Origin of the sequence: Streptomyces sp. NPDC050504, from assembly GCF_044458065.1 — a bacterium.
Taxonomy (GTDB): Bacteria; Actinomycetota; Actinomycetes; order Streptomycetales; family Streptomycetaceae; genus Streptomyces.
The window spans coordinates 480,192-500,664 of record NZ_JBITHO010000007.1; the positions used below are offsets into that span (position 1 = coordinate 480,192).

General features: G+C 73.8%; 17 protein-coding genes and 1 rRNA gene. 5 read left to right on the plus strand and 13 right to left on the minus strand.

The genetic code is table 11. The features are described 5' to 3' along the window. Nucleotides 1–152: 152 nt before the first annotated feature. The gene (locus tag ACIBNE_RS28055) at nt 153–1,823 is read right to left on the minus strand and encodes a CTP synthase (protein WP_399276263.1); all 1,671 of its coding nucleotides are present in this window, start codon (nt 1,821–1,823) and stop codon (nt 153–155) included. Nucleotides 1,824–2,281: 458 nt separating this feature from the next. Here ACIBNE_RS28055 and ACIBNE_RS28060 point away from each other — a divergent pair, with 458 nt between their 5' ends. Together ACIBNE_RS28060 and ACIBNE_RS28065 are read left to right on the plus strand one after the other, a co-directional pair. Beyond that, entirely contained in the window at nt 2,282–4,084 is a 1,803-nt protein-coding gene (locus ACIBNE_RS28060) for a glycoside hydrolase family 15 protein (protein WP_399276322.1), read from the plus strand. 227 nt (nt 4,085–4,311) lie between these two features. Continuing rightward, complete coding sequence (locus ACIBNE_RS28065) at nt 4,312–5,943, plus strand: PucR family transcriptional regulator (RefSeq protein ID WP_399276264.1); 1,632 nt, start codon at nt 4,312–4,314, stop codon at nt 5,941–5,943. A 97-nt stretch (nt 5,944–6,040) separates the two neighbouring features. Here ACIBNE_RS28065 and ACIBNE_RS28070 read toward each other — a convergent pair whose 3' ends face one another. The 5 genes from ACIBNE_RS28070 to ACIBNE_RS28090 form a co-directional block, all read right to left on the minus strand. After that, complete coding sequence (locus ACIBNE_RS28070) at nt 6,041–7,189, minus strand: glycosyltransferase family 4 protein (RefSeq protein WP_399276265.1); 1,149 nt, start codon at nt 7,187–7,189, stop codon at nt 6,041–6,043. Nucleotides 7,190–7,420: 231 nt separating this feature from the next. Then, nucleotides 7,421–9,169 carry a DNA repair protein RecN gene (gene recN / locus ACIBNE_RS28075; RefSeq protein WP_399276266.1) on the minus strand — a complete coding sequence of 583 codons (1,749 nt, stop codon included), beginning with the start codon at nt 9,167–9,169 and terminating at the stop codon, nt 7,421–7,423. 142 nt (nt 9,170–9,311) lie between these two features. Then, complete coding sequence (locus tag ACIBNE_RS28080; RefSeq protein WP_399276268.1) at nt 9,312–10,226, minus strand: NAD kinase; 915 nt, start codon at nt 10,224–10,226, stop codon at nt 9,312–9,314. After that, nucleotides 10,223–11,038: a TlyA family RNA methyltransferase gene (locus ACIBNE_RS28085; protein WP_399276270.1), complete on the minus strand. Its 816-nt coding sequence runs from the start codon at nt 11,036–11,038 to the stop codon at nt 10,223–10,225. The genes ACIBNE_RS28080 and ACIBNE_RS28085 overlap by 4 nt, the downstream gene beginning before the upstream one ends. 7 nt (nt 11,039–11,045) lie before the next feature. Then, nucleotides 11,046–11,279 carry a hypothetical protein gene (locus tag ACIBNE_RS28090; protein WP_399276272.1) on the minus strand — a complete coding sequence of 78 codons (234 nt, stop codon included), beginning with the start codon at nt 11,277–11,279 and terminating at the stop codon, nt 11,046–11,048. Between the two features lie 43 nt (nt 11,280–11,322). Here ACIBNE_RS28090 and ACIBNE_RS28095 point away from each other — a divergent pair, with 43 nt between their 5' ends. Continuing rightward, nucleotides 11,323–11,670 (plus strand): SCP2 sterol-binding domain-containing protein, encoded by a 348-nt coding sequence (locus ACIBNE_RS28095; RefSeq protein ID WP_399276324.1) that lies wholly within the window; start codon nt 11,323–11,325, stop codon nt 11,668–11,670. Between the two features lie 34 nt (nt 11,671–11,704). Here the strand turns inward: ACIBNE_RS28095 and ACIBNE_RS28100 are convergent, their stop codons facing one another. The 3 genes from ACIBNE_RS28100 to ACIBNE_RS28110 are packed head-to-tail and all read right to left on the minus strand — an operon-like array spanning nt 11,705 to nt 14,634. Then, on the minus strand, nt 11,705–12,520 hold the full coding sequence (locus tag ACIBNE_RS28100) for an ABC transporter ATP-binding protein (RefSeq protein WP_399276273.1): 816 nt from the start codon (nt 12,518–12,520) through the stop codon (nt 11,705–11,707). A 3-nt stretch (nt 12,521–12,523) separates the two neighbouring features. Continuing rightward, complete coding sequence (locus tag ACIBNE_RS28105; RefSeq protein WP_399276275.1) at nt 12,524–13,591, minus strand: FecCD family ABC transporter permease; 1,068 nt, start codon at nt 13,589–13,591, stop codon at nt 12,524–12,526. Then, nucleotides 13,588–14,634 (minus strand): FecCD family ABC transporter permease, encoded by a 1,047-nt coding sequence (locus tag ACIBNE_RS28110; protein ID WP_399276277.1) that lies wholly within the window; start codon nt 14,632–14,634, stop codon nt 13,588–13,590. Before ACIBNE_RS28110 ends, ACIBNE_RS28105 begins: the two co-directional genes overlap by 4 nt. A gap of 151 nt (nt 14,635–14,785) precedes the next feature. Between ACIBNE_RS28110 and ACIBNE_RS28115 the strand changes: the two genes are divergently transcribed. Then, entirely contained in the window at nt 14,786–15,595 is an 810-nt protein-coding gene (locus ACIBNE_RS28115; RefSeq protein ID WP_399276279.1) for a siderophore-interacting protein, read from the plus strand. A gap of 68 nt (nt 15,596–15,663) precedes the next feature. On the opposite strand, the gene ACIBNE_RS28120 is transcribed toward ACIBNE_RS28115, so the two are convergent. Further along, on the minus strand, nt 15,664–16,725 hold the full coding sequence (locus ACIBNE_RS28120; protein WP_399276281.1) for an HAD hydrolase-like protein: 1,062 nt from the start codon (nt 16,723–16,725) through the stop codon (nt 15,664–15,666). Between the two features lie 83 nt (nt 16,726–16,808). Between ACIBNE_RS28120 and ACIBNE_RS28125 the strand changes: the two genes are divergently transcribed. Further along, complete coding sequence (locus ACIBNE_RS28125) at nt 16,809–18,074, plus strand: DUF1015 domain-containing protein (protein WP_399276282.1); 1,266 nt, start codon at nt 16,809–16,811, stop codon at nt 18,072–18,074. Nucleotides 18,075–18,138: 64 nt separating this feature from the next. Here ACIBNE_RS28125 and ACIBNE_RS28130 read toward each other — a convergent pair whose 3' ends face one another. The 3 genes from ACIBNE_RS28130 to rrf form a co-directional block, all read right to left on the minus strand. Beyond that, on the minus strand, nt 18,139–18,993 hold the full coding sequence (locus ACIBNE_RS28130; protein ID WP_399276326.1) for a hypothetical protein: 855 nt from the start codon (nt 18,991–18,993) through the stop codon (nt 18,139–18,141). Next, complete coding sequence (locus tag ACIBNE_RS28135; RefSeq protein WP_399276328.1) at nt 18,885–20,168, minus strand: hypothetical protein; 1,284 nt, start codon at nt 20,166–20,168, stop codon at nt 18,885–18,887. Before ACIBNE_RS28135 ends, ACIBNE_RS28130 begins: the two co-directional genes overlap by 109 nt. 213 nt (nt 20,169–20,381) lie before the next feature. Further along, nucleotides 20,382–20,473, minus strand: a 5S ribosomal RNA gene (gene rrf / locus ACIBNE_RS28140); the annotation flags it as partial.

Genomic DNA, 20,473 nt, shown 5'->3' on the forward strand with positions numbered 1-20,473 from the left:
GGCCCGCGGTGGGGGTGCGGGGGCGGGGGCCCCGCACTATGGGGGGGGGGGGGGGGTTTTTTTTTGACCGGGCCCCCCCCCCCCCCCACACCCGCGGGGGGGGGGGGGGGGCCCCGGCCCCCCCCCACCCCGGCAACCGTATCTCCTGGTGACTACTTGCCGGCCTTGCCCTTGGCCTTGGCCTGCTGGCGCTCGACCGCGGCCTTCACCAGCCCCGCGAAGAGCGGGTGCGGGCGGGTCGGCCGCGAGCGCAGCTCGGGGTGGGCCTGGGTGGCGACGAGGTAGGGGTGGACCTCGCGCGGGTACTCGACGTACTCGACGAGCTTGTTGTCCGGGGAGGTTCCCGAGAAGACCAGGCCGGCCTTCTTCTCCAGCTCGGCGCGGTAGGAGTTGTTCACCTCGTAGCGGTGGCGGTGGCGCTCCTCCACGTAGGGCTCGCCCGCGTAGACCTCGCGGACGATCGAGCCCTCGGCGAGCTTCGCCGGGTACAGGCCCAGGCGCATCGTTCCGCCGAGGTCGCCCGCGCCCTCCACGTACGCCAGCTGCTCCTCCATCGTGGAGACGACCGGGTGCGCGGTGGCGGCGTCGAACTCGGTGGAGTTCGCCTCGGGGATGCCCGCGAGGTTGCGCGCGGCCTCGATGACGATGCACTGCAGGCCCAGGCAGATGCCGAGCAGCGGCACCTTGTTCTCGCGGGCGAACTGGATCGCGCCGATCTTGCCGTTCACGCCGCGGTCGCCGAAGCCGCCGGGGATCAGGATCGCGTCGACGTCGCCGAGCTGCTTCTTCGCGCCCGCCGGGGTCTTGCAGTCGTCGGACGTGACCCACTTGACCTTGACGCGGGCCTTGTTCGCGAAGCCGCCGGCGCGCATGGCCTCGGTGATCGAGAGGTACGCGTCGGGCAGGTCGATGTACTTGCCGACGAGCGCGACCGTGACCTCGTGGTCGGGGTTGTGGACGCGGTCCAGCAGGTCGTCCCAGCTGGTCCAGTCGACGTCCCGGAACGGCAGGTCGAGCTTGCGCACGACGTAGGCGTCCAGACCCTCGGTGTGCAGCACCTTCGGGATGTCGTAGATCGACTTGGCGTCGATGGCCGCGACGACCGCCGACTCGTCGACGTCGCACATCAGCGAGATCTTCCGCTTGATCGCGGTGGGGACCTCGCGGTCGGCGCGCAGCACGATGGCGTCCGGCTGGATGCCGATGTTCCGCAGGGCGGCGACGGAGTGCTGGGTCGGCTTGGTCTTCAGCTCGCCGGACGGGCCGATGTACGGGAGCAGGGAGATGTGGACGACGAAGACGTTGTCGCGCCCGACCTCGTGACGGACCTGGCGGACCGTCTCGAGGAACGGAAGTGACTCGATATCGCCCACGGTGCCGCCGACCTCGGTGATGACGACGTCCACGTCGTCGGTCGCCATGCGGCGGATGCGGTGCTTGATCTCGTTGGTGATGTGGGGGATCACCTGGACCGTGTCGCCGAGGTACTCGCCGCGCCGCTCCTTGGCGATGACCTGCGAGTACACCTGGCCGGTCGTGACGTTGGCCGAGCCGTCGAGGTCGACGTCGAGGAAGCGCTCGTAGTGACCGATGTCCAGGTCGGTCTCGGCGCCGTCGTTGGTGACGAACACCTCACCGTGCTGGAACGGGTTCATCGTGCCCGGGTCCACGTTCAGGTACGGGTCGAGCTTCTGCATGGTGACCCGCAGGCCGCGGGCCTTGAGCAGGGCGCCGAGGCTGGAGGCCGTGAGGCCCTTGCCGAGGGAGGAGGCGACACCCCCGGTGACGAAGATGTGCTTGGTCGTCATGGATTTGGGCGGCATCGCCAAGAGGGGGCTCCCGTGGTCGCTGTGTCGAGGTGCGTACCGGCGCCGCTCCCGGTTCGAGGAGGGGCCGTCGCTGCGGTTTCGGGGCCCCTGAGCTGTCACAGGTCGACCACCGGTCCACGGGGTACCAGGGTATCAGCGACAGCGGGAGGCTGCTTCCGGCCACGCCCCCCGGTGCGCCGCTCCGGCGCTCCACCCCGCATTTTCCGGCGGTTTCCGCCCGGCCCACCCGTTCGGCCCAATCCGTCAGCCCGGACCGTCACACAGACGGCTAGGGTGCGTCGTATTCTGCTCGGACATTCGCTGCCGAGCCAGGCCGGCAAACGGCATAACCCCCGCCCGTAACCCCGGAATTCGCGCTCGTCAACGATCCCTTGACCGCTGATATGACAAGCGGACCGCTGACTATGCAAGCGCCCCGCGGGGCGACCATGGCCGTTCGACTGGAGATGCACGTGGCCGGGCGCATCGAGGATTACGCACTCATCGGAGACATGCAGACGGCAGCGCTCGTCTGCAGGGACGGCACCGCCGACTGGCTGTGCCTGCCCCGTTTCGACTCGCACGCCGTCTTCGCGGGGCTGCTGGGGACCGAGGAACACGGTTTCTGGCGGCTTGGCCCCGCGCACGGCGCCGACACCGGTCCGCCGCCCGCGGACCGCCGCCGCTACCGCGGCGACTCCCTCATCCTGGAATCGGAGTGGGACACCCCGCGCGGCACGGTCCGCGTGACAGACTTCATGCCGCCGCGCGACGGCGCACCGCAGCTGATCCGCATCGTGGAGGGAGTCAGCGGGCGCGTCCCGATGCGCTCCGCGCTCCGGATGCGCTTCAGCTACGGGCGCGTCGTGCCGTGGGTCCACAAGGTCGACGGGCGCACCGTCGCCGTCGCCGGGCCCGACTCGGTCTGGCTGGACACCACGGCCGAGACGTACGGCAAGGACCTGACGACGTACTCCGACTTCACCGTGGCACCGGGCGACCGCATCGCCCTGACGATCAGCTGGCAGCCCTCGCACCACGGGCCGCCCGCGCTGCCCGACCCCGAGGGGGCGCTGGCCGCGACGGACGAGTTCTGGCGGGAGTGGGTCGAGCACTGCACGTACCACGGCCCCTACCGCGAGGCCGTGGTCCGCTCGCTGATCACCCTCAAGGCGCTCACCTACGCGCCGACCGGCGGCATCGTCGCCGCGCCCACCACCTCGCTGCCCGAGCACATCGGCGGCGTGCGGAACTGGGACTACCGCTACACCTGGCTGCGCGACGCCGCGATCACGCTCTCCTCGCTGCTGCGCACCGGCTACCGCGAGGAGGCCCGCGCCTGGCGCGAGTGGCTGCTGCGGGCGGTCGCGGGCGACCCGGAGAACCTCCAGATCATGTACGGCATCGCGGGCGAGCGCGAGCTCGGCGAGCAGGAGCTGGACTGGCTGCCGGGGTACGAGGGCTCCGCCCCCGTCCGGGTCGGCAACGGCGCGGCGCACCAGCTCCAGCTGGACGTCTACGGCGAGGTCACCGAGGCCCTGCACCTGGCGCACATGACGGGCCTGACCCGCAACGACTACGCCTCGCTCCTCCAGCTCAAGCTGATCCGCTACCTGGAGGACCACTGGAACGAGCCGGACGAGGGCATCTGGGAGGTGCGCGGCCCGCGCCGCCACTTCGTGCACTCCAAGGTGATGGCCTGGGTCGCGGTCGACCGGACGATCAAGCTGATCGAGTCGGGCGACGCGGACGGCCCGCTGGAGCGCTGGAAGGACCTGCGCGAGGAGATCCACCGGGACGTCTGCGAGAAGGGCTACGACCCCGAGCGGAACACCTTCACCCAGTCCTACGGCTCCAAGGAGCTGGACGCCTCGCTGCTGCTGATTCCGCAGATGGGCTTCCTGCCGCCGGACGACAAGCGGGTCATCGGCACCATCGAGGCGATCCAGCGCGAGCTGTCCACCCCCGACGGCTTCGTGCTGCGCTATCCGACGGCGGGCGACGAGGCGGGCGTGGACGGCCTCGCGGGGGACGAAGGGGCCTTCCTCGCGTGCTCCTTCTGGCTCGCGGACGACCTGGCGATGATCGGCCGGGTCGACGAGGCGCGGCGGCTCTTCGAGAAGCTGCTGGCGCTCCGCAACGACCTGGGGCTGCTGGCCGAGGAGTGGGACTCCGGGCTCCAGCGGCAGGTCGGCAACTTCCCGCAGGCGTTCAGCCACGTGCCGCTGATCGACACGGCGCTGCGGCTGACGGCGAGCGGGGCCTACGGGGGCTGAGCCCCGTACCCCCGAAGAGGGGCGGTGGTGGGGCGGTCGTCCGTTCGCACGGTCCCCCACACCGGGACAGTTCCGTGTGGCGTACGCCACACGGGGCGCCGCCCGGGTCAAATGCCGCCACCCGGACACGAGTTGCCCGCCCACCGGCCCTCCCGGCCCCCTCCGTCACCCTCTGTGACCCCGTGGTTGTATCCACCGGGTAACCCGCCCGGGTAGCGTCCGCGTCCATGGACAATCAGGGCGGGATCACCGTGCAGCGGGCACTGGAGCTGCCGGGCCTGCGCGGCGGGCTCCCGGAGGTCGTCGCGGGCGCCGACCGGCTCCAGCGCACCGTGCGCTGGGTGCACGCCGGCGAGGTGCCGAACATCGCGTCGCTGCTCAAGGGCGGCGAGCTGCTGCTGACGACCGGGCTGGGCCTCGGCACCCGCCCGGCCGAGCAGCGCGCCTTCGTCAGACGGCTCGCCGACCGGGGCATCGCGGCGCTCGTCGTGGAGCTGGGCCCGCGCTTCACCCGGCTGCCCGCGACCATCGTGGAGGCGGCCAGGTCGGCCGGGCTGCCGCTGGTCCAGCTCCACCGCGAGGTGCCGTTCGTCGCGGTCACCGAGGAGATCCACACCGAGATCGTCAACGGCCACTACGCGCTGCTGCGCCAGGCCGACGAGGTGCACCGGCGGTGCACCGGGGCGCTGCTCGGCGGCGGCGGGGTGCCGCAGGTCCTGTCCATCCTGGCCGACTTCGCCGCGAACCCGGTCTTCCTGGAGAACCCGGAGGGCCAGCTGCTGTACGCGGCGGGCTCGGAGCCCGGGTCGGCGGCCGCCGACCCGCTCCAGGTGTGGGACCGGCTGCGCGGACAGCGGGCGGCCCGCGAGGCGCCGCCCGCCGGGACGGTACTGGTGGACGTGCCGGGCGGCGGGGCGGGCACGGGCTCGATCCGGGCGCGCCTGGTGCTGCTGGCGGTCGACGCGCCGCTGGTCGAGGTGCACCGGATGGCGGCGGAGCGGGCCGCGGGAATCCTGGCCGTGGTGCTGATGCAGGCGCGCCAGGAGGAGGAGCTGGCGGCGCGCGGGCGCGGCGACTTCCTGACCGACCTCGCGGAGGGGCGGATCGCGGCGGACGACGCCCCCGCGCAGGCACGGGTGCTGGGCTTCAAGCCCGGGGACGGGCCGCTGCTGCCGGTGGTGATGCGCCTCGCATCCGGCCTCTCGCCGTCCGGGAACTGGGCGCTGCTGGCCCGCGCGGTGCTGGAGGAGCTGGCGTCGGTCGGCGTCCCCGTACTGCTCGGGGTGCGGCCCGTGGAGGGGCGGGTGCCGCTGCTGCTCGGGCTGCGCACGGAGTCGGAGCGGGCGCCGGTGGCCGACCGGGTGGCGGCCGCGCTGCGGGCGGGCGTGGAGCGCGCCGGCCTGGAGCGCGCCGGGGCGCATCCGCCGGTGGTGGTCGTCGGGGTCGCGGGCGGCTGGGCGGCGGCCTCGGCGGGGCTGCGGCACGCGGCGGAGACCGCGAAGGCCGCGCAGGGGCTGTCCGAGCGGCCCTGGTACGACGCGCGGCGCCTGGACATCGACCTGCTGCTGTGGCGGCTGCACCAGCACGACGGGGCCGCGCTCGCGGCGTTCGTGGACCGGGCGATCGGCCCGCTGCGGGAGCACGACAGGACGTCGCGCCCGCCGCTGCTGCCGACGCTCCAGACGTATCTGACGCACGCGGGCCGCAAGGCGGAGACCGCCCGCGAGCTGCACCTCAACCGGCAGACGCTCTACAACAGGCTGGCCCGCATCGCGGAGCTGCTGGGCACCGACCTGGACGACCCGCAGACGGTCCTGGCGCTGAGCCTGGCGCTGCGGGCCAGACGCCACACCCCGTGAACGGTCCCGCGCGCCGGGCGCGGCGCTCCGTGAGCGGTGCCCCGTACCGGGCGCCGCACCCCGTGAGCGGTACCCCGTACCGGGCGCCCCGCAGCCCTCAGTGCGGCTGCGCCCCGGACTGCGTCAGCTCGTCGTAGACGCTGAGCACTTGGGCGATCGTCTCGTCCTCGGTGGGCCAGGTCGCCGCCTGCGCCCGGCCCGCCGCGGCCAGTTCGGCGCGCCGCCGCGGGTCCGCGAGGAGTCCGGCGACCGCGGTGGCGAACGCCGCCACGTCCCCGTAGGGCACCAGATCGGCCGCTTCCCCGACCAGTTCGGGCACTCCGCCGACCGCGGTCGCGACCAGCGGCACGCCGAGGCGCAGCGCCTCCTGGGCGAGCAGCGAGCGGGCCTCCCAGCGGCTGGGCAGCACCGCGACGTCGGCGGTGGCCAGCAGGTCGGTGACGTCGTCGCGGCGCCCGATGAGCCGTACCGGCAGGTCCTCCGTCTCGATGCGCCGCTGGAGCGCGTCCCGCTCCCGCCCCTCCCCCGCGATCGCCAGCAGCGGTACGGGGTCCAGGTCGCGCCACAGGGCGGCGGCGTCGAGCAGCGGCCCGTACCCCCGGTGCGGCTCCAGGCTGCCGACCGCCATCACCAACGGCCGCCCGAAGAGACCGAGTTCGGCCCTCGCCTTGCCCCCGGCCCCGGCGCGGTCGTCGGCGGCATCGGCCCCGGCGCCCGCCGTCGTCCCGTGGGCCCCGGCGGACGTGGCCAGCGGCACCGAGACCGGTGCGAACCGCGCGTCGCGCGCGCCCCGGCTGCGGGCCCGGTCGACGAGTTCGGACGAGGTGGCGAGGACGACGGTCGCGGCGCGGGCGGCCTTGCGCTCGACGAGCCGCAGCAGCCGGCCGCGCGTGCCTTCGGCGTGCGAGCGGGTGTGCCAGGTGACGACGAGCGGCAAGCCGGCGCGCCGCTGTCCGCCGACGGCGAGCGCGGTGCGCACCGCGGCGTGCAGTCCGTGCGCGTGGACGAGGTCGGCGCCCGCGCAGGCGGCGCGCAGCGCGGCGACGGCGGCGGGGTCGCTCCGCCTGGGGACGGGCACGAAGTGGGCCCCGGCGCCGATGAAGTCGTAGGAGAGGTCCAGTTCGGCGGGGGCGCACACGGTCACCCGCACGCCCCTCGCCACGAGTCCCGAGGTCAGGGACCTGACGTGGGCACTGCTGCCCGCGCTGCCGCCACCCAGCACTTGGACCGTACGCAGCTGAGTCACCCGCCAAGGATGCCAGCCCGTACGCGCGTTCCGGCACCCCGAAGATGACGGGCGGATGCCGTTCCCGTGTCCCGCGCGGCAACGCCCCGTACGAGACCACCCACACGGGTGACCCGACGGGGCGCACCGCGGGCGGCGCGCGCCGGTCGCCCGACGCGCGTCCGCCCCGCGCGGGACGAGCGCCGCCCTACGTACGCGTACGTACTGCGTACCTGGCCGCGCGTACGGTGCCTAGCCGTCCACGCGCGCGGCCGCCAGCAGTTCCTCCGCGTGGGCCCGCGCGGTCTGCGAGTCCTCCTGCCCGGCGAGCATCCGCGACAGCTCCCGCACCCGGTCCTCGCCCTCCAGGACGATCACTCCGGAGCGCGTGACGGAGCCGTCGTCGGTCTTCTCGACCAGCAGTTGGCGGTCGGCGAACGCGGCCACCTGCGGCAGGTGCGTCACGACCACCACCTGCGCGGACTTGGCGAGCTTCGCCAGGCGCCTGCCGATCTCGACCGCCGCCTTGCCGCCCACGCCCGCGTCGACCTCGTCGAAGAGGTACGTGGGCACGGGGTCGGTCCCCGCGAAGACCACCTCGACCGCGAGCATCACGCGCGAGAGCTCGCCGCCCGAAGCCCCCTTGGCGATCGGCCTGGGCTGGGCGCCGGGGTGCGGGGCGAGCAGCAGCTCCACCTCGTCGGCGCCCGAAGGGCCGTACGCCACCGAGCGCCCGTCGACCTCCACGCCCCCGCCGTCGGCGACCTCGACCTGCCGGACGTCGAACGTGACGCGTGCGTGCGGCATGGCGAGCGAGGCCAGCTCGGCGGTGACCGCGTCGGCGAACCGCGCCGCCGCCTCGGTCCGCGCGTCGGTCAACGCCTGGGCGAGGCCCGACAGTTCGCGGCGCAGCGCGTCGCGCTCGGCGGTCAGATCACCGATCCGCTCGTCGTCGCCGTCGAGTTCGAGGAGCCGGGCAGAGCCCTCCTCGGCCCACGCGAGGACGGCCGCGACGTCCGCGCCGTACTTGCGGGTGAGCCCGGTCAGCGCGGCGCGCCGCTCCTCGACCGCGGCCAGCCTGCGCGGGTCGGCGTCCAGGTTGTCGGCGTATCCGGCCAGCTCGCCCGCCACGTCGGCGAGCAGGATCGAGATCTCGCCCGTCCGGTCGGCCAGCGAGGCCAGCTCGGGGTCGTGGGCGCGCACGGCGTCCAGCGCCCGTCCGGCGCCCGCGACGAGCGTCGTCGCGTCGACGCCCTCGGGGTCCTCCGGATTGCCGGCGAGCGCGGCGTGCGCGTGCGCGGCGGCGGACGCCAGCGCCTCCGCGTGGCCGAGCCGCTCCGCCTCGGCGGCCAGCTCCACGTCCTCGCCTGGCCGCGGCTCGACGGCCGCGACCTCGCCGAGGCCGAAGCGCAGCAGGTCCGCCTCCTGGGCCCGCTCGCGCGCCCGGGTGGTCAGCTCGTCGAGCTCGCCGCCGACGGCCCGCAGCCTGCGGTACGCCTCCTGGTACTTGGCGAGCTGCGCGGCCACGGCGTCGCCCGCGTACCGGTCGAGCGCGCCGCGCTGTCTGGCGGGCTTGAGCAGCCCCTGCTGGTCGGTCTGGCCGTGTACGGCGACGAGTTCGTCGGCCAGCTCGGTGAGCACGCCGACCGGCACGGCCCGTCCGCCGAGGTGCGCCCGGGAGCGCCCCTCCGCCGAAACGGTCCGGCTGATGAGCAGGGCACCGTCGTCGAGCTCGGCCCCGGCCTCCTCGGCGCGCACGGCGACCGCGTCGGCGCCCGACACCGTGATCCGTCCCTCGACGACCGCGGCCTTGGCACCGACCCGCACCAGGGCGGGGTCGGCGCGCCCGCCGAGCAGCAGCCCCAGGCTGGTGACGACCATGGTCTTGCCCGCGCCGGTCTCGCCGGTCACCGCGGTGAAACCGGGCGAAAGCTCCACGACAGCGTCGTCGATGACCCCGAGCGACCGTATCCGCATCTCCTCCAACACGCCCCTGACCATACGAGGTTTTCCCCGCACGCCGCGACGCAGCCCCGCACTCGGCGGCGAAGACGCAGGTCGGCGGGGCGCGGGGGAGAACCGCGCGTCACTCCCCCGGAGCCCCGCACCGTTTGACCGACCCGCCCCCGCCCGCGCTCGAACGCTAGTGCGGAGCCCCGCGCCACCCGGACACCGGCAGGGCGAACTTGGCGACCAGCCGGTCCGTGAACGAGGCGTGGTGCAGCCGCGCGAGCCGTACGGGCACCTCTCCCCTGCGCACCTCGACGCGCGCCCCCGGCGGCAGCCCGACCGTCCTGCGGCCGTCGCACCAGAGCACGCCGTGCGGGGTGTGCGCCTGCACCTCGACCGCGAGCACCGACGTCGGCGAGGTCACCAGCGGCTTGGCGAACAGCGCGTGGGCGCTGATCGGGACCATGAGCAGCGCCTCGACCTCGGGCCAGACCACGGGCCCGCCCGCCGAGAAGGCGTAGGCGGTGGAGCCGGTGGGGGTCGCGCAGACGATGCCGTCGCAGCCGAAGCCGGTGACCGGACGGCCGTCGATCTCCAGGACGACCTCCAGCATCCGCTCAGGCTCGACCTTCTGCACGGCCGCCTCGTTGAGCGCCCAGTCGCGGTGCACGATGTCGCCGTTGGAGTGGACGACGACGTCGACGGTCATCCGCTCCTCGACCTCGTACGCCTTGGTGACGACCCGGTCGACGACCTTGTCCAGGTCGTCGCGCTCGGCCTCGGCGAGGAAGCCGACCCGGCCGAGGTTGACGCCGAGCATCGGCACGCCCGAGGCGCGGGCGAACTCGGCGCCGCGCAGCAGCGTCCCGTCGCCGCCCAGGACGATCAGCAGCTCACAGCCGTCGAGCGCGTCGGGCGTGGGCTCGGGGACCGTCTCCACGGACGGCGGCAGCGGCAGGTCGGCCGCCTCGGCCGCCCAGACGCGCACGCCGATGCCGCTGCGCAACAGCCCCTGGACGACCAGCTCGGCACTGCGGACGGCGGCGGGCCTTCCGGTGTGCGCGAGCAGGAATACGGTACGAGCCGTCTTGAGCGCCGTCTCTGTCAACGAGGTCCCTCCGCCACTGCGCGGTCCACGTCCGCGGGATCGAGCGCGGGCGCCCCTGCCCGCAGCCACAGAAAGTACTCGACGTTCCCCGACGGTCCGGGCAGCGGGCTCGCGGTGACGCCCAGCACCCCGAGCCCCAGCTCGGCGGCCCGGCGCGCGACGCCCTTCACCGCGTCGGCGCGCAGCTCCGTGCTCCGCACGACGCCGCCGCTGCCCAGGCGCTCCTTGCCGACCTCGAACTGCGGCTTCACCATCAGCACCAGGTCGGCGTCCGGCGCCGTGCAGCGCGCGAGCGCGGGCAGGACGAGGCCCAGCGGGATGAAGGAGAGGTCGCCGACCACCAGGTCGACGGGGACGCCGTCGATCGCTTCGAGCGTCAGCTCGCGCACGTTGGTGCGGTCCTTGACGGTGACCCGCTCGTCGCTCTGCAGGGACCACGCCAGCTGCCCGTAGCCGACGTCGACCGCGACGACGTGCCCGGCGCCCGCGCGCAGCAGCACGTCGGTGAAGCCGCCCGTCGAGGCGCCGGCGTCCAGCGCCCTGCGCCCCTCGACCGCCAGCCCGAGCGGGGTGAAGGCGGCGAGCGCCCCGGCGAGCTTGTGGCCGCCCCTGGAGACGTAGTCGGGGTCGTCGCCGTCCTGGACGACGACGATCGCGGCGGCGGTCTCGACCTGCGTCGCGGGCTTGGTCGCGACGGTCTTGCCGACGGTCACCCGCCCCGCGGCGATCAGCTGGCTGGCGTGCTCGCGCGAGCGGGCGAGTTTGCGGCGTACCAGCTCGGCGTCGAGGCGGCGGCGGGCGACTCCTGCCACGGTCGGTTCAGCTCCTGTTGTCGTACGGCGTTGGTGCGGAGGGTCCGGCGTCGAGCGCGGTCAGCGTCTCGCGGAGTCCTCGGTGTACATCCTCGTACACCTCGGCGTGCCCGTCCGCCGCGAGGCGGTCCACCTCGGCGAGGCGCGCGAGGAGCGCGTCCACGTCGGCGTGGCCCGTGGGGGTGTGCTCCGGGCCGAGCGCCTGCTCGGGGGGTGCCTGCTCGGGGGCGGGGTCGCTCATGACCCCGACGCTACCCCGTGGCCGGGGTGTACCGTCGATCATGATGGCCACCATGGAGGAGTGCCGAGCCGCACTCGTGAAGCTTTCGGACAATCTTTCGGGCGCGAACAAGGACGTGCGGAGCGCGGTCGCGCTCGACCGCTCGCTCAGCTGCCACCTCACGGACCTCGACACCACCTTGACGGGCCGCCTGGCGGAGGGCCGCATCGAGGTCCTGGACGCGTCCCCCGGCCCGCCCCGCGAGAAGGCGCAGGTCAGGCTGGCGATGACCGGCGACGACCTGGTGGCCATGGTCGGGGGCGAACTGAACTTCGCGAAGGCGTGGGCATCGGGCCGGGTGAAACTGGAAGCGGGCTTCCGGGACATGCTGCGCCTCCGCACCCTGCTGTAGGGCCCCTGGGACGCCGCTGGTGCCGGTGGTGGCCCTACGCCGCGCGCCGCCGGGCCACCGGCACCACCAGCGGCGTCCCCGACTCCGGATCGTCGATCACCCGGCACGCCACCTCGAACACCCGCTCCACCAGCTCCGCGGTGACCACGTCGGACGGCGCCCCCTGCGCGACGACCGCCCCGTCCCGCATCGCGATGAGGTGGCTCGCGTACCGAGCCGCCTGGTTCAGGTCGTGCAGGACGGCCACCAGCGTCCGGCCCTGCTCCTCGTGCAGCTGCGCGCAGAGGTCCAGCACTTCGAGCTGGTGCTGGATGTCCAGGAACGTCGTCGGCTCGTCGAGCAGCAGCAGCGGCGTCTGCTGCGCGAGCGCCATCGCGATCCACACCCGCTGCCGCTGCCCGCCCGACAGCTCGTCGACGAACCGCTCCCCGAGCCCGCCGACCCCGGTCGCCTCCATCGACTCCCGGACGATCCGCTCGTCCTCCCTGGACCACTGGCGCAGCAGCCCCTGGTGCGGATAGCGCCCGCGCGCGACGAGGTCGGCGACGGTGATCCCGTCGGGCGCGACCGACGACTGCGGCAGCAGCCCCAGCGTCCGCGCGACCTTCTTCGCGGGCAGCGACTGGATGGCCTGCCCGTCCAGCAGCACCCGCCCCCTGGACGGCTTCAGCATCCGCGACAGCGCCCGCAGCAGCGTCGACTTGCCGCACGCGTTGGGCCCCACGATCACCGTGAAGGAGTTGTCGGGGATCTCCACCGACAGGTCCTCGGCGATGATCCGCTGGTCGTAGCCGAGGGTGACCGCTTCGGCGGTGAGGCGCTGCATCTTCTTCGTACTCCGGTCGTTCATCGGTCAGATCCGTCCCGCCCTGCGCTCGGTCACCAGCAGCCCCAGCAGGTAGCAGCCGCCGATCACCGCCGTCACGACGCCCACCGGCAGCTGCCGGTCGCCGAACGCCTGGGTGGCCACCCAGTCCGCGCCCATCAGCAGCACCGCACCGGTGAAGGCGGCGGGCAGCAGGTTGGGCCCCGGCGAGCGGGTCAGCCGCCTGGCCACCTGGGGCGCGCTGAGCGCCACGAAGGCGATGGGCCCGGCGGCGGCCGTGGCGACCGCCACGAGCAGCACGGCGGCGACGATCAGCACGAGCCGCACCCGCTCGACCCGCACGCCCAGCGCGTACGCCGCGTCGTCGCCCATCTCCATCATGCGCAGCGCCCTGCCCTGCGTGAGGACGAGCGGGATCAGCACGGCGGACACGGCGAGCAGCGGCCAGACCTGGGCCCAGTCGCGCCCGTCGAGCGTTCCGGTCATCCAGAGCATGGCGCGGGTGGCGTCGACGAGGGCGGCCTTGGTCATCAGGTAGTTGACGGCGGCGGAGAGCATCGCGGTCGCCCCGATGCCGACCAGGACGAGCCGGAAGCCGTGCACCCCGCGCTTCCACGCCAGCAGGTAGACGGCGGCGCCGGTCGCGACGCCGCCGACCACGGCCCCGGCGGCGACCGCGCCCGCCCCGCCGTGGAAGAGCACGATCACCACGAGCGCGCCGACGGCGGCGCCCTGGGTGAAGCCGAGCATGTCGGGGCTGCCGAGCGGGTTGCGGGAGACCGACTGGAAGACCGCGCCGCCGGTCCCCAGCGCCGCGCCGACGAGCAGCGCGACGAGGATCCTGGGCAGCCGCAGGTCGGTGACGATGAACTCCTGCTGGAAGGTGCCCTGCCCGAAGAGGGTGGCCACCACGTCGCCCGGCGGGATGTCGAAGTCGCCGCTGCCGATGAGCACGACGCCGACGGCGAAGGCGACGACCGCGAGGACCAGCACGACCGCGGCGGCGCGCGGCTCGACCCGTACGGACAGCCCGCCGACCCGTACCGCCTTGACCGGCCCGGTACCGCCCCGCCCGGTGTTCTTCGCGGCCTTCACAGCTGGGCCACCTTCCTGCGGCGTACGAGGTAGATGAAGACGGGCCCGCCGATGAGCGCCGTGACGATGCCGACCTGGAGTTCGGCGGGCCGTGCGACGACCCGGCCGACGATGTCGGAGCCCAGCAGCAGCACGGGCGAGAGCACCATCGCGTACGGCATGATCCAGCGCATGTCGGGCCCGGTGACGGCGCGCACCAGGTGCGGCACCATCAGCCCGATGAAGACGATCGGCCCGCAGGCCGCGGTGGCCGCGCCGCACAGCAGCGTGACGGTGACCATGGCCAGCGCTTTGGTACGGGTGAGCCGGGCGCCGAGCGCGCGGGCGGTGTCGTCGCCGAGTTCCATCGCGTTCAGCGGGCGGGCGAGCGCCAGGGCGAGGACCGTGCCGACCGCGATGAACGGCCAGACCTTGTGGACGGTCGACATGTCGGCGGAGCTGAGCGAACCGACGGTCCAGAAGCGGATCCGGTCGAGCGCGGCGGAGTCGAAGAGCTGGACGGCGTTGACGTAGCCGTAGAGCGCGGAGGTGGCCGCCGTGCCGGCGAGCGCGAGGCGCGCGGGGGTGGCGCTGCGGCTCCCGCCGAGCGCGTACACCGCGACCGAGACGAGCCCCGCGCCGAGGAAGGCGAACCAGACGTAGCCGGTCAGCGAGGTGACCCCGAAGAAGCTGATCGCGGTGACGACGGCCGCCGAAGCACCGGCGTTGACGCCGAGGATGCCCGGCTCGGCGAGCGGGTTCCTGGTGAGTCCCTGCATCACGGCGCCCGACAGGCCGAGCGCGCTGCCGACGAGGAGCCCGAGCAGGGTCCTCGGCACGCGCAGGTCGGCGACGATCACGTCGTTGTCGGTGCCGGAGTTGGCGAAGAGTCCGTGCCAGACGTCGCCGAGCGGCATCGCCTTGGCACCGACCGCGATGCTCGCGACGCACATCAGCAGCAGTACGCCGACGGCGGCCAGCAGCCCGGCGGCGCGCACGAAGCGGCGTCGGCGGGGGGCGGCCGTCGACTCCGCGCTCTGTTCGGGGGGACTGTCGACCAACACGGGGTTAGGTTAGCCTACCCTCGCATCCGTCCCCGCTGCGCCCCGGCGCGCCTCCGGGATGAAAAGCCCCAGCTCAAGCCGCAGCTCAAGGCCCGGCTCAAGGCCCGGCTCACGATCCAGCCGCTCACGATCCAGCCCGAGAAGGTATCGCATGACTTACCGCTTCTTCGACGCCCGAGTCCTGCGCACCGAGCGCCTCTCCCCCTCGATGGTCCGCATCATCTTCGGCGGCGACGAGCTCCCCCTCATGGCGACCGCGGGCCGGGACCAGCGCTTCAAGCTCTTCCTGCCGCACCCCGGCCAGGACGCCCCGGTCGTCCCCTCCAACGACGACCCCGACTGGTACGGCTCCTGGAAGGCCCTGGACCCCGCGGTGCGCGGCATCATGCGCACGTACACCATCAGCGCGCTCAGCCGCGACCCGCACGAGATGGTCACCGACTTCGCCCTGCACGGCACGGCGGGCCCGGCCTCCGCCTGGGCCACGGCCGCGCGCCCCGGCGACCGCGTGAGCCTCCTCGCGCCGGTCGAGGAGGAGAACGGCGGATACGACTTCCGCCCGCCCGAGGGCACGGACTGGGTCCTGCTCACCGCCGACGAGACGGCGCTGCCCGCGGTCGAGGGCATCCTCGCCTCGCTCCCCGACCGCATGCCCGTCCGCGTGTGGATCGAGACCGGCGACGCGGCGGACCGCCGCCCCCTGGAGTCCACCGCGGACGCGGAGGTCATCTGGCTCGTACGGGAGGGGGCGGCGCCGCGCACACCGGACGCGATCCGCGGCGCCCAGTTCCCGCCCGGCACTCCGTACGCCTGGGTGGCGGGCGAGTCGGCGACGGTCAAGGCGGTCCGCCGCCACCTGGTGAACGAGCGCGGCGTGGACCGCAGGGCCGTCAAGTTCACCGGCTACTGGCGCCGGGGCGCGAGCGAGGACCAGCTCCTCACCTCGGGCGAAGCGGCCTGAGCGGCGGCGTCCGGACCCCGGCGAAGCGGCCGGGACACCGGCGCCCCGGCAGCGCGGCCCGCCCCCGCCTACAGGCCCAGGCGGGCCAGTGCCTTCTCCGCCGCGAGGTCGCAGGCGCCGTCCCCGGCATGCGCCCAGGCCGCCCCGCACAACGCCCGCAGCCCGTCCAGCACCGCGCCGTCCCCGTCCCTTTCCCCGTCCCCGTCCCCGTCCCCGTCCAGCACGAGCGCACCGTCCCGGGCGGCGGCCGTCCACCCGCCGCACCGGAACTCCCCTGCCGCCTCGACCACTTCGGGCTGCCCGGTCAGCAGCCCCCGCAGGTCCGCGTCCACGTACGTCGGCCGGTGCTCGGGGCGCGCCGCCAGCAGCCGCGCCCCGTCCGTCACCCCGGTCAGCACCAGCAGCGAGTCGACGTCCCCGTTGAACGCCCCCTCGATGTCGGTGTCCAGCCGGTCCCCCACCACCAACGGCCGCTCGGCGCCCGTCCGCAGGATCGTCTCCCGGTGCATCGGCGGCAGCGGCTTGCCCGCCACCCGCGGCTCGGCACCGGTCGCGATCCGCACCACCTCCACCGCCGCGCCGTTGCCCGGCGCGATGCCCCGCCCGCTGGGAATCGTCAGGTCCGTGTTGGACGCGAACCACGGCACCCCCCGTGCGATCGCGTACGAAGCCTCCGCGAAGCGCCCCCACGGCAGCTCCGGCCCGCCGTACCCCTGCACCACCGCCACCGGCTCGTCGTCCGCCGACTCCACGGGTTCCAGGCCCCGCTCCCGCAGCGCGACCCGCAGCCCCTCGCCGCCGATCACCAGCACCCGCGCGCCCGCGGGCACCTGCTCGGCGATCAGCCGGGCGACGGCCTGCGCGGAAGTGATCACGTCCGCGGCGTCCGCCGGGATGCCCAGCTCCGTCAGATGACCGGCGACCGCGTCGGGCGTCCGCAGCGCGTTGTTGGTGACGTACGCCAGCCGCATCCCGCCGTCCCTGGCCCTCCCCAGCGACTCGACCGCGTGCGCGATCGCCGCGCCACCCGCGTACACCACACCGTCCAGGTCGAGCAGAGCCGTGTCGTACGCCTCCGCGAGCACCGCCGAAATCCCGTCCGGCTTCCGCCTGGCCTGCCGCTGACTCATCGCCCGTTCTCCCTGCCATCCACGTACTGACACACTTTCGCCCCGATCATCGCTCATCGTGCTCACCCGCATACGATGCTCGGATGACCGGACTCCAACTGGCCCCGTTCCGTGGGCTTCGCTACGTCTCCGAGCGGGTCGGCAGTCTCGCCGCCGTGACCTCACCGCCGTACGACGTCGTGGTGCGTCCCGAGGGCCTGGACTACCTGGAGTCGGCCGATCCGCACAACATCGTCCGGCTGATCCTCCCGCAGGCCGCGACCCAGGCCGACCGCAACCGGCAGGCCGCCGAGACCCTGCGGCGCTGGCAGGACGAGGGCGTCCTCGCCCCCGACGCCGCCCCCGCGCTCTACGTCTACGAGCAGCGCGGCGGCGACATGCTCCAGCGCGGCGTCATCGGGGCCCTGGCCCTCTCGGCCCCCGCCGAGGGCATCGTCCTCCCCCACGAGGACGTCATGCCGCACGTGGTGGAGGACCGCGCCGCCCTGATGCGTACCACGGGAGCCAACCTCGAACCGCTCCTCCTGACCTACCGCAGCGACGGCGACGACGACGGCGCCACGGGAACCACAGCCGTCATCGAGCGCGCCGTCCAGGGCACCCCGCTGCTCTCCACCACCACCGAGGACGGCTACGCGCACCGGCTCTGGGCGCTCACCGACCCCGCCGACCTCGCCGCGATCGGCGCCGACCTGGCACAGCGCCAGGCGCTCATCGCCGACGGCCACCACCGCTGGGCGACGTACCTGCGCCTCCAGACCGAACACCCCTCGCCCAGCCCCTGGGACTACGGCCTGGTGCTCCTCATCGACACGGCCCGCTATCCGCTCCGGGTCCGCGCGATCCACCGGATCCTGCACCAGCTGCCCGTGGCCAACGCGCTGAAGTCCGCGGCCCCGCACTTCCGGGTCAGGACGCTGGACGCGGACCTCAAGGAGGCCATGGCCGCCCTCGCCGAAGCGGCCTCGACGGGCAACGCCTTCCTGCTGGCGGGCGACGGCCGCTTCCACCTCCTCGACGCCCCGTCGCCCGAGCTGCTCGAAGAGACGGTCCGCGCCGACCGCCCCGAGGCCTGGCGCACCCTGGACGCGACGGTGCTGCACTCCACGCTGCTCGACCACATCTGGCGGATCCCGGACGCCCCGGAGCACATCACGTACATACATGACACGGAAGCGGTGGTCGAGCACGCCGTACGCAACGGCAGCACGGCCGTACTGATGCACCCGGTCCGCGAGGAGGTCGTCAGGGACCTCGCGCGCCAGGGCGTCACGATGCCGCGCAAGTCGACGTCGTTCGGGCCGAAGCCCGCCACGGGCCTGGTCCTGCGCGAGCTGGCCCACGGCTGACCGCGTACATGAGTGAGGGCGGTACCCCGGCCGGGGTACCGCCCTCACTCATGTACGGCCCGCGTCAGTCGCGACGCGCCTCCGCGTCGGCCTCGTCCGCGACATCGACATCGGCGTCGGCACTGACGTCCGCACCGGCCCGGTCGCCCTCGGCGTCGCTCGCCACGACGTCTTCGCCAGCCTCGACGACCTCGACGGCCCCGTCGACCTCGATGTCCTCGTCCGTCTCGTCGCTCTCCGTCTCCGCGACGTCGACGAACTCGATGCCGTCCAGCTCGGCCAGCCGGTCGGAGGCGTCGGTCGAGCCGTCGCGGTCGGCCTCGACGGCCTTGGCGAACCACTCGCGCGCCTCGTCCTCGCGCCCGGCGGCGAGCAGGGCGTCCGCGTACGCGTAGCGCAGCCGCGCGGTCCACGGCTGTACGGAGCTGGAGGCCAGCTCCGAGCTCTGCAGCGTCACGATGGCCGCGTCGAGCTGGTCCATGTCACGGCGCGCCCCGGCCGCGACCAGCCGCATCTCGACCTGGCCCGCCTTGTCGAGCTTCTGCACCTCGAGCTCGCCGGCCATGGCGAGCGCCCGCTCGGGCCGCCCGAGCCCGCGCTCGCAGTCGGCCATGACGGGCCACAGCTCCACGGACCCGGTCATGCGCCGGGCGGCCCGGAACTCCGCCAGGGCCTCGGAGTACTTCTGGTTCGCGTACGCCGCGAAGCCGGCGGCCTCGCGGACGGCGGCGACGCGGGAGGCGAGGCGCAGGGCGATGCGCGAGTAGGCGTACGCCTGCTCGGGGTCCTCGTCGATGGTCCTGGCGACCATCACCAGGTTCCTGGCGACGTCCTCGGCGAGCGTCTTGGGCAGGCTCTGGAGCTCCTGCTTGACGTCCTTGTCCAGCTCGTCGCCGGTGACGTCCTCGGGGATGGGCAGACGCCTGATCGGCTCGCGGTCACGGTCGCGCTCGCGGTCGTCGCGACCGCCCCGGTAGCCGCCACGGTCACGGTCGTCCCGCTGCCCGCCGCGGTACCCACCGCGGTCGTCGCGCCGGTCGTCACGGCGGGGGCCGCGGTCCCGGTCACGGTCGTCACGACGGAAGGCCGGACGGTCGTCGCGGCGGAAGCCGCCGCGGTCGCCGTCACGACGGTCGTTGTCACGACGGAACCCACCGCCGCGCTCGTCGTCGCGACGCGGCCCGCGGTCCCGGTCGTCACTGCGGAAGGACGGCCGGTCGTCACGACGGAAAGCCGGACGGTCATCACGCCGGTCATCACGACGGAACCCACCACGATCGCCATCACGACGGTCGTTGTCACGACGGAACCCACCGCGGTCCTCGTCACGGCGCGGCGGCCCGCTGGGCCGGTCGTCACGCCGGAAGGACGGCCGGTCGTCACGGCGGCCGTAGCCACCGCCGCCACCGGGACGACCACCACGGTCGTTGTCACGGCGCTCGTAGCCGCCGCCGGGGCGACCACCACGGTCGTCGCGGCGGTCGTCGCGGCGGAAGCCGCCGCGGTCGCCGTCACGGCGGTCGTTGTCCCTACGGAACCCACCGCCGCGCTCGTCGTCGCGACGCGGCCCGCGGTCCCGGTCGTCACTGCGGAAGGACGGCCGGTCGTCACGACGGAAAGCCGGACGGCCATCACGCCGGTCATCACGACGGAACCCACCACGGTCACCGTCACGACGGTCGTTGTCACGACGGAAACCGCCACCGCGCTCGTCGTCGCGGCGGAAGCCACCGCCGCCACCACTCCGCTCGCCGTCACGACGCGGCGGTCCGCTCGGCCGGTCGTCGCGGCGCCCGTAGCCACCGCCACCGCCGGGGCGACCACCACGGTCGTCACGGCGGTCGTCACGGCGGAAGCCGCCGCGGTCGCCGTCACGACGGTCGTAGCTGCCGCCGTAGGAACGGCCGCCACCACGGTCATCGCGCTGGCCGCCGCGGTACCCACCACGGTCGTCGTCGCGACGGGGACCGCGGTCACGGTCACGGTCGTCACGACGGAAGGCCGGCCGGTCATCGCGGCGGTCGTCCCGACGGAACCCACCACGGTCGCCGTCACGGCGGTCGTCCCGACGCGGCCCACGGTCACGGTCGTCACGACCGCCGCGGAAGCCGCCCCTGTCGCCACCGTCCCGGCGGCGCGGCTCGCGCTCCGGGCGATCGTCGGGAGAGTTGGTGGACATGGGTGAGACTCCTGTCTTTGGGCACTGCGGTCATTCTCGCGCAGTCGGCCGAGCGACGCGCTTCGGAAAAACAAAAAGGACCGTTGGTCCCAGCGCTGTACGCTGGGACCAACGGTCCTTCAAAAATTGTTCGGCGGCGTCCTACTCTCCCACAGGGTCCCCCCTGCAGTACCATCGGCGCTGAAAGGCTTAGCTTCCGGGTTCGGAATGTAACCGGGCG